Genomic DNA, 13567 nt, shown 5'->3' with positions numbered 1-13567 from the left:
GCAGCGATCGTTGTGAATCCGGTCGAGACGTTCACCTGGTTCCAGGTCAATGCCGCTCTGAATAACGGCGCCATGACCCTGACCGTCAGCTATGACGAGCTGGGCAACGACGTGGTCGTGTCCGAGACGACGACGACCGCCTTCGCGGTGGCCGATCTGCCGGCATCGACGGCTGACGTCGTCATTGGCGGCGCAGTCGCCTTCGGCATCGACGCGTTCACGTTGGCCGCGACGCGCACGGTCACGACGACGACCATCGTCAACAACCAGCCCGTGACCACGACGACCGTCGTGACCACGCCCTTGGTCAACGCCACCTTCGACGACCTGGGCCTGGCGGCCGAAAACCGCAATGGCGCTCTGATCTCGCTGATGGCGGGCAAGACCTACCGCGATCCGGAATCCAACGGCCTGTTCAGCGAGGCGCTGGCCGTGACCGTGCCCGCGCTTCTCACGCATCAGGGCTTCATGGTCAATGACCGCGTGGACGATGCCAATGAGAACGGCATTGTTGACAGCTGGGAACAGGACAACTTTGGTCGCCTGCTTGCTTCCGGCGAGGAGTTTGAGGACGCCGACGAAGATGGCCTGAACAACCTGTACGAATACCTGGTTGACAGCAATCCCAAGACAGCTGAAGATCATGCGGTGCTCGATGCCGACTCCGACGGGCTGTCTAACTACTATGAGCAGCTTTACGGAACGGATGCGAGTGTGAAGGACACCGACGATGATGGCGTGACCGATGGCGAGGAAGTTTCCGCAGGCCGCGATCCGTTGTCGAGCGATGACAACATCGTGAACCATTATCTGCGCATGCCTCCTCTCCGTACCTTGACTTATCCTGGCAGCGACCTGGTCATCAACGGGAATTTCAGCGTAAGCTTCTGGGCGCGTGTGTCGAATACGAACCTTGGTTCGACTGCTGCGGTTTTGTTAGAGCGTTCCGCGGATATTTCCGGGAGCCAGTTCAAGGTTGAACTGACTGCTGATGGCAAGGTCATCTTCACGGTAGGCACGACCAGCGTGACCAGTGCTGCGGTCGTAGAACATCCCGAGTTGACCTACACCTGGTTCCGGGTGCAGGCGTCTCTTGCCGGCAATGCCCTCTCTCTGACGGTTTCGGACGATGCTCTTGGCAATGACGTCTATACCGACCATGTCTTTACGATGCCGTATAATGCCGGCAGCATTCCGGCCTCGACGGGCAAGGATGTTGTGATCGGCAATTCTGGCAATGGTATTCAGATTGGTCTTGATGATCTGACTTTGACCGTTGCTGGTACGCAGTTGATTTCCATCGACTTTGATGACCTTGGGGCGACCTTCGAAAACAAAGCCGGCGCTCTGACCTCCCTGATGACGGGCATGACCTATCGTGATCCGGAAAGCGCTGGCACGCCGAGCGTGGCCAATGTCGGTGGTTCCGGCACGGTCGCTGATCCGTTCAAACATGTCTGGTTCATCCTGAACGACCGCGTGGATGACGCCAACAGCAACGGCATCGTTGATACCTGGGAACAGGACAACTTTGGTCGCCTGCTGGCTGCCGGCGAAGAGTTCGCCGACGAGGACGCGGATGGCCTGAACAACCTCTATGAGTTCCTGAGCCAGACCGACCCGAACGACGCGGCCTTTGGCCCGAACGGCGACTTCGACGGTGACCTCTTGACGAACTACTACGAGCAGCTCTATGGGACGGACCCGACGGTTGCCGACACGGACGATGATGGTGTGAAGGATGGCGAGGAAGTGGCCAATGGCCGCGATCCGCTTTCCAGCGACGACAACATCGTGAACCATTATCTGCGCATGCCTGCGGCACGTACAGTGCGTTATCCTGGCAGCGACCTGGTCATCAACGGGAATTTCAGTGTGAGCTTCTGGGCGCGTGTGTCGAATACGAACCTTGGTTCGACTGCTGCGGTTTTGTTAGAGCGTTCCGCGGATATTTCCGGGAGCCAGTTCAAGGTTGAACTGACTGCTGATGGCAAGGTCATCTTCACGGTAGGCACGACCAGCGTGACCAGTGCTGCGGTCGTAGAACATCCCGAGTTGACCTACACCTGGTTCCGGGTGCAGGCGTCTCTTGCCGGCAATGCCCTCTCTCTGACGGTTTCGGACGATGCTCTTGGCAATGACGTCTATACCGACCATGTCTTTACGATGCCGTATAATGCCGGCAGCATTCCGGCCTCGACGGGCAAGGATGTTGTGATCGGCAATTCTGGCAATGGTATTCAGATTGGTCTTGATGATCTGACTTTGACCGTTGCTGGTACGCAGTTGATTTCCATCGACTTTGATGACCTTGGGGCGACCTTCGAAAACAAAGCCGGCGCTCTGACCTCCCTGATGACGGGCATGACCTATCGTGATCCGGAAAGCGCTGGCACGCCGAGCGTGGCCAATGTCGGTGGTTCCGGCACGGTCGCTGATCCGTTCAAACATGTCTGGTTCATCCTGAACGACCGCGTGGATGACGCCAACAGCAACGGCATCGTTGATACCTGGGAACAGGACAACTTTGGTCGCCTGCTGGCTGCCGGCGAAGAGTTCGCCGACGAGGACGCGGATGGCCTGAACAACCTCTATGAGTTCCTGAGCCAGACCGACCCGAAGGACGCAACGGTCGGCCCGAACGGCGACTTCGACGGTGACCTCTTGACGAACTACTACGAGCAGCTCTATGGGACGGACCCGACGGTTGCCGACACGGACGATGATGGTGTGAAGGATGGCGAGGAAGTGGCCAATGGCCGCGATCCGCTTTCCAGCGACGACAACATCGTGAACCACTACCTTTCGTTCCCGGTCGCCGATCGCACGGTGAGTTATTCGGGCCGCGACCTGGTTGTCAGCGGGAATTTCAGTTTGAGCTTCTGGGCGCGTGTTGCCAACACCGATTTGGGCGGCGGTGCCGCTGTATTACTGGAACGCGCTGCGGACGTTTCGGGTTTCCAGTTCACGGTTGAACTGACTGCTGCCGGTGAAGTTAAATTCACGGTAGGCACAACCAGTGTGACCAGTACTGCGGTTGTCGAACATCCCGAGTTGACCCACACCTGGTTCCGGGTGCAGGCGTCTCTTGCCGGCAATGCCCTCTCTCTGACGGTTTCGGACGATGCTCTTGGCAATGACGTCTATACCGACCATGTCTTTACGACGCCGTACAATGCCGGCAGCATTCCGGCCTCGACGGGCAAGGATGTTGTGATCGGCAATTCTGGCAATGGGATACGCTTTGGCCTTGACGATCTGACTTTGACCGTTGCTGGTACGCAGTTGGTCTCCAGTGACTTTGATGACCTTGGGGCGACCTTCGAAAACAAAGCCGGCGCTTTGATTTCCCTGATGACGGGCATGACCTATCGTGATCCGGAAAGCGCTGGCACGCCGAGCGTGGCCAATGTCGGTGGTTCCGGCACGGTCGCTGATCCGTTCAAACATGTCTGGTTCACCCCGAACGACCGGGTTGACGACGCCAACGCGAACGACATTCTGGACAGCTGGGAACAGACGAACTTCGGTCGCCTGCTCGCTGCTGGCGAAGAGTTTGCCGACGCCGATGGCGACGGCCTGAACAACCTCTATGAGTTCCTGAGCACGACTGACCCGAACGACGCGGCCTTTGGCCCGAACGGCGACTTCGACCTCGACGGCCTGACGAACCTGCAGGAACAGCTTGCGGGTACGGACCCGACGGAAGTTGACACGGATGACGACGGCCAGAACGACTTTGCCGAAGTGACGGCTGGTCGCAACCCGCTGTCGAGTGCTGACAACATCGTCAACCACTACATGGCGCTTGCCGCCGCTGACACGGTGACCTTCCCGGGTGCGGAGATCGTGCTTGCGGGTGACTTCAGTGTGAGCTTCTGGGCTCGCCTGGACAACCTCGCTGACGCGACCTTCGTGAGCCGCGCCTCCACCACGGTGGGCCTTGACCAGTTCAAGGTGGCGCTCTCTGGCGGCAAGGTGGTCTTCTCGGTGGGTGCCTATCAGCTTTCCAGCGACGCTCTGCCGTCGGCCGGGTGGTACCAGGTGACTGCTGAGCGCGTTGGCTCGGCCCTGACCCTGACGGTGAGCTACGACGAGCTGGGTAACGATGTCTATGTCGACTTCGTGACGACCGGATCGATGTTCGCGGCCGATCTGCTGACTTCGAAAGCGGACATCGTGCTGGGTGCGACGGGGGCTTTCGGCATCGACGATGTGGTTGTGACGCTTGGCGCCTCCGCGGTCCTGACGGCGGACTTCGACGACCTGGGTGCGACGGCCGAAAACCGCAATGGCGCCTTGACCTTCCTGATGACGGGCAAGACCTATCGCGATCCGGAAACCAACGGCGACATCACTCTCGGTGTGTTCACGGTCAACGACCGGGTTGACGACGCCAACGAGAACAACATCCTGGACAGCTGGGAACAGGCCAATTTCGAGCGCCTGCTCGCTGCTGGCGAAGAGTTCGCCGACGCCGATGCGGACGGGTTGAACAACCTCTATGAGTTCCTGAGCGCGACCGACCCGAACGACAACACGGTCGGCCCGAACGGCGACTTCGACCTCGACGGCCTGACGAACCTGCAGGAACAGCTTGCGGGTACGGACCCGACGGAAGTTGACACGGATGACGACGGCCAGAACGACTTTGCCGAAGTGACTGCGGGTCGCAACCCGCTGTCGAGTGCTGACAACATCGTCAACCACTACATGGCGCTTGCCGCCGCTGACACGGTGACCTTCCCGGGTGCGGAGATCGTGCTTGCGGGTGACTTCAGTGTGAGCTTCTGGGCTCGCCTGGACAACCTCGCTGACGCGACCTTCGTGAGCCGCGCCTCCACCACGGTGGGCCTCGACCAGTTCAATGTCGCGCTCGTGGGTGGCAAAGTGGTCTTCTCGATCGGCCAGTATCAGCTTGCCAGTGACGCTCTGCCTGGCGCGGGGTGGTACCAGGTGACGGCCGAGCGCGTTGGCGCGGCCCTGACCCTGACGGTGAGCTACGACGAACTGGCTAACGACGTCTATGTCGACTTCGTGACGACCGGTTCAATGTTCGCGGCCGATCTGCCGGCTGCGACGGCCGACATCGTGCTGGGCTCTACCGGCGCCTTCGGCATTGACGACGTGGTTGTTTCCAGTGGCGCGACGGCGGTCCTGACGGCCGACTTCGACGACCTGGGTGCGACGGCCGAAAACCGCAATGGCGCCTTGACCTTCCTGATGACGGGCAAGACCTATCGCGATCCGGAAACCAACGGCGACATCACTCTCGGTGTGTTCACGGTCAACGACCGGGTTGACGACGCCAACGAGAACAACATCCTGGACAGCTGGGAACAGGCGAACTTCGAGCGCCTGCTCGCTGCTGGCGAAGAGTTTGCCGACGCCGATGGCGACGGCCTGAACAACCTCTATGAGTTCCTGAGCACGACCGACCCGAACGACGCGGCCTTTGGCCCGAACGGCGACTTCGACGGCGACCTCTTGACGAACTACTACGAGCAGCTCTATGGTACGGACCCGACGGAAGTTGACACGGACGACGACGGCATGAATGACAAGGCCGAGGTCGATGCCGATCGCGATCCGCTATTGAGCGTGGACAACGTGGTTGACCACTACTTCGCGCTTTTGGCCGCCAATACCGTGAGCTTCCCCGGCGCTGATTTCGCCATTGCCGAAGACTTCACGGTGAGCTTCTGGGCTCGCTTGGACAACGCGTCCTTCGGCGCTGCGACCACGCTGGTCGAGCGCGCCGCTGCTACGGCTGGCAGCCAGTTCAAGATCGCCCTGACCGGCGACCGCGAAGTGGTGTTCACGGTTGGCGCCAAGAGCGTGACGAGCGCCGCGATCGTTGCCAATCCGGTTGAAACGTTCACCTGGTTCCAGGTCAATGCCGCTTTGAACAACGGCGCGTTGTCCCTGACGGTGAGCTACGACGAGCTTGGCAACGACGTGGTCGTGTCCGAGACGACGACGACCGCCTTCGCGGTGGCCGATCTGCCGGCATCGACGGCTGACGTCGTCATTGGCGGCGCAGTCGCCTTCGGCATCGACGCGTTCACGTTGGCCGCGACGCGCACGGTCACGACGACGACCATCGTCAACAACCAGCCCGTGACGACGACTACCGTCGTGACCACCCCGCTCATCAACGCCAACTTTGACGACCTCGGCCTTGAAGCCGAGAACCGCAATGGCGCTTTGATCTCGCTCATGACGGGCAAGAACTTCCGCGATCCGGAAACCAACGGCGCCTTCAGCGAAGCCCATGACTTGGTCAAGCCTCTTACGCACCAGGGCTTCCTGGTTAACGACCGCGTGGACGACGCCAACGAGAACAACATCTTGGACAGCTGGGAACAGGCGAACTTCGAGCGCCTGCTCGCTGCTGGCGAAGAGTTCGCCGACGCCGATGGCGACGGCCTGAACAACCTCTATGAGTTCCTGAGCACGACCGACCCGAACGACAACACGGTCGGCCCGAACGGCGACCTCGACCTCGACGGCCTGACGAACCTGCAGGAACAGCTTGCGGGTACGGACCCGACGGAAGTTGACACGGATGACGACGGCCAGAACGACTTTGCCGAAGTGACGGCTGGTCGCAACCCGCTGTCGAGTGCTGACAACATCGTCAACCACTACATGGCGCTTGCCGCCGCTGACACGGTGACCTTCCCGGGTGCGGAGATCGTGCTTGCGGGTGACTTCAGTGTGAGCTTCTGGGCTCGCCTGGACAACCTCGCTGACGCGACCTTCGTGAGCCGCGCCTCCACCACGGTGGGCCTCGACCAGTTCAATGTCGCGCTCGTGGGTGGCAAAGTGGTCTTCTCGATCGGCCAGTATCAGCTTGCCAGTGACGCTCTGCCTGGCGCGGGGTGGTACCAGGTGACGGCCGAGCGCGTTGGCGCGGCCCTGACCCTGACGGTGAGCTACGACGAACTGGCTAACGACGTCTATGTCGACTTCGTGACGACCGGTTCAATGTTCGCGGCCGATCTGCCGGCTGCGACGGCCGACATCGTGCTGGGCTCTACCGGCGCCTTCGGCATTGACGACGTGGTTGTTTCCAGTGGCGCGACGGCGGTCCTGACGGCCGACTTCGACGACCTGGGCGCGACGGCCGAAAACCGCAATGGCGCCTTGACCTTCCTGATGACGGGCAAGACCTATCGCGATCCGGAAACCAACGGCGACATCACTCTCGGTGTGTTCACGGTCAACGACCGGGTTGACGACGCCAACGAGAACAACATCCTGGACAGCTGGGAACAGGCGAACTTCGAGCGCCTGCTCGCTGCTGGCGAAGAGTTCGCCGATGCGGATGGCGACGGGTTGAACAACCTCTATGAGTTCCTGAGCGCGACCGACCCGAACGACGCGGCCTTTGGCCCGAACGGCGACTTCGACCTCGACGGCCTGACGAACCTGCAGGAACAGCTTGCGGGTACGGACCCGACGGAAGTTGACACGGATGACGACGGCCAGAACGACTTTGCCGAAGTGACGGCTGGTCGCAACCCGCTGTCGAGTGCTGACAACATCGTCAACCACTACATGGCGCTTGCCGCCGCTGACACGGTGACCTTCCCGGGTGCGGAGATCGTGCTTGCGGGTGACTTCAGTGTGAGCTTCTGGGCTCGCCTGGACAACCTCGCTGACGCGACCTTCGTGAGCCGCGCCTCCACCACGGTGGGCCTCGACCAGTTCAATGTCGCGCTCGTGGGTGGCAAAGTGGTCTTCTCGATCGGCCAGTATCAGCTTGCCAGTGACGCTCTGCCTGGCGCGGGGTGGTACCAGGTGACGGCCGAGCGCGTTGGCGCGGCCCTGACCCTGACGGTGAGCTACGACGAACTGGCTAACGACGTCTATGTCGACTTCGTGACGACCGGTTCAATGTTCGCGGCCGATCTGCCGGCTGCGACGGCCGACATCGTGCTGGGCTCTACCGGCGCCTTCGGCATTGACGACGTGGTTGTTTCCAGTGGCGCGACGGCGGTCCTGACGGCCGACTTCGACGACCTGGGCGCGACGGCCGAAAACCGCAATGGCGCCTTGACCTTCCTGATGACGGGCAAGACCTATCGCGATCCGGAAACCAACGGCGACATCACTCTCGGTGTGTTCACGGTCAACGACCGGGTTGACGACGCCAACGAGAACAACATCCTGGACAGCTGGGAACAGGCGAACTTCGAGCGCCTGCTCGCTGCTGGCGAAGAGTTCGCCGACGCCGATGCGGACGGGTTGAACAACCTCTATGAGTTCCTGAGCGCGACCGACCCGAACGACAACACGGTCGGCCCGAACGGCGACTTCGACCTCGACGGCCTGACGAACCTGCAGGAACAGCTTGCGGGTACGGACCCGACGGAAGTTGACACGGATGACGACGGCCAGAACGACTTTGCCGAAGTGACGGCTGGTCGCAACCCGCTGTCGAGTGCTGACAACATCGTCAACCACTACATGGCGCTTGCCGCCGCTGACACGGTGACCTTCCCGGGTGCGGAGATCGTGCTTGCGGGTGACTTCAGTGTGAGCTTCTGGGCTCGCCTGGACAACCTCGCTGACGCGACCTTCGTGAGCCGCGCCTCCACCACGGTGGGCCTCGACCAGTTCAATGTCGCGCTCGTGGGTGGCAAAGTGGTCTTCTCGATCGGCCAGTATCAGCTTGCCAGTGACGCTCTGCCTGGCGCGGGGTGGTACCAGGTGACGGCCGAGCGCGTTGGCGCGGCCCTGACCCTGACGGTGAGCTACGACGAACTGGCTAACGACGTCTATGTCGACTTCGTGACGACCGGTTCAATGTTCGCGGCCGATCTACCGGCTGCGACGGCCGACATCGTGCTGGGCTCTACCGGCGCCTTCGGCATTGACGACGTGGTTGTTTCCAGTGGCGCGACGGCGGTCCTGACGGCCGACTTCGACGACCTGGGTGCGACGGCCGAAAACCGCAATGGCGCCTTGACCTTCCTGATGACGGGCAAGACCTATCGCGATCCGGAAACCAACGGCGACATCACTCTCGGTGTGTTCACGGTCAACGACCGGGTTGACGACGCCAACGAGAACAACATCCTGGACAGCTGGGAACAGGCGAACTTCGAGCGCCTGCTCGCTGCTGGCGAAGAGTTTGCCGACGCCGATGGCGACGGCCTGAACAACCTCTATGAGTTCCTGAGCACGACCGACCCGAACGACGCGGCCTTTGGCCCGAACGGCGACTTCGACGGCGACCTCTTGACGAACTACTACGAGCAGCTCTATGGTACGGACCCGACGGAAGTTGACACGGACGACGACGGCATGAATGACAAGGCCGAGGTCGATGCCGATCGCGATCCGCTATTGAGCGTGGACAACGTGGTTGACCACTACTTCGCGCTTTTGGCCGCCAATACCGTGAGCTTCCCCGGCGCTGATTTCGCCATTGCCGAAGACTTCACGGTGAGCTTCTGGGCTCGCTTGGACAACGCGTCCTTCGGCGCTGCGACCACGCTGGTCGAGCGCGCCGCTGCTACGGCTGGCAGCCAGTTCAAGATCGCCCTGACCGGCGACCGCGAAGTGGTGTTCACGGTTGGCGCCAAGAGCGTGACGAGCGCCGCGATCGTTGCCAATCCGGTTGAAACGTTCACCTGGTTCCAGGTCAATGCCGCTTTGAACAACGGCGCGTTGTCCCTGACGGTGAGCTACGACGAGCTTGGCAACGACGTGGTCGTGTCCGAGACGACGACGACCGCCTTCGCGGTGGCCGATCTGCCGGCATCGACGGCTGACGTCGTCATTGGCGGCGCAGTCGCCTTCGGCATCGACGCGTTCACGTTGGCCGCGACGCGCACGGTCACGACGACGACCATCGTCAACAACCAGCCCGTGACGACGACTACCGTCGTGACCACCCCGCTCATCAACGCCAACTTTGACGACCTCGGCCTTGAAGCCGAGAACCGCAATGGCGCTTTGATCTCGCTCATGACGGGCAAGAACTTCCGCGATCCGGAAACCAACGGCGCCTTCAGCGAAGCCCATGACTTGGTCAAGCCTCTTACGCACCAGGGCTTCCTGGTTAACGACCGCGTGGACGACGCCAACGAGAACAACATCTTGGACAGCTGGGAACAGGCGAACTTCGAGCGCCTGCTCGCTGCTGGCGAAGAGTTCGCCGACGCCGATGGCGACGGCCTGAACAACCTCTATGAGTTCCTGAGCACGACCGACCCGAACGACAACACGGTCGGCCCGAACGGCGACCTCGACCTCGACGGCCTGACGAACCTGCAGGAACAGCTTGCGGGTACGGACCCGACGGAAGTTGACACGGATGACGACGGCCAGAACGACTTTGCCGAAGTGACGGCTGGTCGCAACCCGCTGTCGAGTGCTGACAACATCGTCAACCACTACATGGCGCTTGCCGCCGCTGACACGGTGACCTTCCCGGGTGCGGAGATCGTGCTTGCGGGTGACTTCAGTGTGAGCTTCTGGGCTCGCCTGGACAACCTCGCTGACGCGACCTTCGTGAGCCGCGCCTCCACCACGGTGGGCCTCGACCAGTTCAATGTCGCGCTCGTGGGTGGCAAAGTGGTCTTCTCGATCGGGCAGTATCAGCTTGCCAGCGACGCTCTGCCTGGCGCGGGGTGGTACCAGGTGACGGCCGAGCGCGTTGGCGCGGCCCTGACCCTGACGGTGAGCTACGACGAACTGGCTAACGACGTCTATGTCGACTTCGTGACGACCGGTTCAATGTTCGCGGCCGATCTGCCGGCTGCGACGGCCGACATCGTGCTGGGCTCTACCGGCGCCTTCGGCATTGACGACGTGGTTGTTTCCAGTGGCGCGACGGCGGTCCTGACGGCCGACTTCGACGACCTGGGCGCGACGGCCGAAAACCGCAATGGCGCCTTGACCTTCCTGATGACGGGCAAGACCTATCGCGATCCGGAAACCAACGGCGACATCACTCTCGGTGTGTTCACGGTCAACGACCGGGTTGACGACGCCAACGAGAACAACATCCTGGACAGCTGGGAACAGGCGAACTTCGAGCGCTTGCTCGCTGCTGGCGAAGAGTTCGCCGACGCCGATGGCGACGGCCTGAACAACCTCTATGAGTTCCTGAGCGCGACCGACCCGAACGACAACACGGTCGGCCCGAACGGCGACTTCGACCTCGACGGCCTGACGAACCTGCAGGAACAGCTTGCGGGTACGGACCCGACGGAAGTTGACACGGATGACGACGGCCAGAACGACTTTGCCGAAGTGACTGCGGGTCGCAACCCGCTGTCGAGTGCTGACAACATCGTCAACCACTACATGGCGCTTGCCGCCGCTGACACGGTGACCTTCCCGGGTGCGGAGATCGTGCTTGCGGGTGACTTCAGTGTGAGCTTCTGGGCTCGCCTGGACAACCTCGCTGACGCGACCTTCGTGAGCCGCGCCTCCACCACGGTGGGCCTCGACCAGTTCAATGTCGCGCTCGTGGGTGGCAAAGTGGTCTTCTCGATCGGCCAGTATCAGCTTGCCAGTGACGCTCTGCCTGGCGCGGGGTGGTACCAGGTGACGGCCGAGCGCGTTGGCGCGGCCCTGACCCTGACGGTGAGCTACGACGAACTGGCTAACGACGTCTATGTCGACTTCGTGACGACCGGTTCAATGTTCGCGGCCGATCTGCCGGCTGCGACGGCCGACATCGTGCTGGGCTCTACCGGCGCCTTCGGCATTGACGACGTGGTTGTTTCCAGTGGCGCGACGGCGGTCCTGACGGCCGACTTCGACGACCTGGGTGCGACGGCCGAAAACCGCAATGGCGCCTTGACCTTCCTGATGACGGGCAAGACCTATCGCGATCCGGAAACCAACGGCGACATCACTCTCGGTGTGTTCACGGTCAACGACCGGGTTGACGACGCCAACGAGAACAACATCCTGGACAGCTGGGAACAGGCGAACTTCGAGCGCCTGCTCGCTGCTGGCGAAGAGTTCGCCGACGCCGATGGCGACGGCCTGAACAACCTCTATGAGTTCCTGAGCGCGACCGACCCGAACGACAACACGGTCGGCCCGAACGGCGACTTCGACGGCGACCTCTTGACGAATCTCGACGAGCAGTTGGCTGGTACCTACCCGAACAATCCGGATACGGATGACGACGGCGAGACCGATGGTGTCGAAGTGGCGGCGGGCACGAATCCGCGCTCCAGCCTGAGCCGTACGAGCGTCGCGACCTACAGTATGGAATTCAAGGCTGTTGATGGCACGGTCACCTACCAGCCTGAAGCTCAGGTTGCTGACAAGCTGGCCTTTGCCGGCTCCTTCACGTTGGAATTCTGGCTGAAGGCGGCGGCCGACAATGCCAATGGCCAGGTCTTGGTCAAGAAGGCGGTGAAGACCGGCGCGCAGCCGCTTTTCAAGGCCGAGATGGTTGCTGGCAAGGTGGTGTTCTGGATGGGTGCCAACCGCGTCAGTAGCGCAGTGGCAATACCGGCTCTGACTTGGGCGCAGGTGGCGGCTGTTTACGACGCTGCCGCCGGTTCCATAACCTTGCGTCTCTACTATGTGGATGCGCAGGCTAATGTTCAGGACAGCGAGATGACGGTGCAGACCTTTGGTAGCGTCATGCCTGACGCCGCTGGCACCGACCTGGTTCTCGGCGGTGGTTTTGTCGGCCATGTCGATGAACTGCGCATCTGGAACAGTGCACGTAGTGCCGAGCAGATCGCTGACAATCGCGATGCGGCTGTTACCGATATGATCGCGAATGCGGCATTGGTTCTGTACTCGAGCTTTGATGACTTCGGTACGGCGACGGCCGGTGTTGCTGGCAGCTACAGCGCCGAGGATATCAAGGCCAGCGCCGAACTCATGGCTGGCTTCGCTATCCCGGCTCTCGAACAGGCTGGCTGGTTGAATGACACCGCAAAGGTCGACTTCTCCACCGACGTGCGCGACATGGAAGTTCGCGACATGAATAACAACCGCATTGCTGATGATTGGGAAATGCTGCATTTCGGCGCCTTGCTGGCCGCCGGTGCGGAATATCTCGACAGCGACAAAGACGGCCTCTGCGAGTACTACGAGTACCTGTCCGGCACCAGCCCGATCCTGGCCGACAGCGACGGCGATGCCACGAGTGATGCCGACGAAGACTACGACGGCGACGCCCTGACCAACGCTCAGGAGCAGGCGTTGGGCACGCACCCGGCCAATCCGGACACGGATGATGATGGCGAGCTCGACGGTGCCGAGGCCATTGCGGGTACGAATCCGCGTGACAGCCGCAGCCCGGTGCAGGATGCGCCGCAGTGCGTCGTGCTACCCGCTGGCGCCATGCTGGTGTATAGCCCCGATGATAACGACACGGACGCCGTGGCTTTCACCGGCTCTTTCACGGTCGAGTTCTGGTTCCGCTACACGACTGGCCAGAGCGGCACGATTGTGCGTAAGGCTGCGGCGACGAGTGCGCTGCCGCACTACGAGTTGTCGGTTGCTGCCGATGGCAAGCTGAGCTTTGCGGTGGGTGCGGACAAGGTCACGAGCCACGTTGCTCTGGCCGGTA

At 61.6% G+C, this 13567-nt stretch carries 1 protein-coding gene (running past both ends of the window); it reads left to right on the top strand.

This entire window lies inside a single protein-coding gene on the top strand: locus J3R75_RS05275, encoding a LamG-like jellyroll fold domain-containing protein. The 50967-nt coding sequence extends 15717 nt beyond the window's left edge and 21683 nt beyond its right edge, so the window shows coding positions 15718–29284 (codon 5240, complete, through codon 9762, partial); the first codon wholly inside the window starts at window position 1. The start codon and the stop codon both lie outside this window.

The organism is Oligosphaera ethanolica, from assembly GCF_030814695.1.
In the GTDB taxonomy this organism is placed as follows: domain Bacteria; phylum Verrucomicrobiota; class Lentisphaeria; order Oligosphaerales; family Oligosphaeraceae; genus Oligosphaera; species Oligosphaera ethanolica.
Note: the sequence above shows the minus strand (reverse complement) of the source record. Positions and strands in the feature narration are given on the sequence as shown.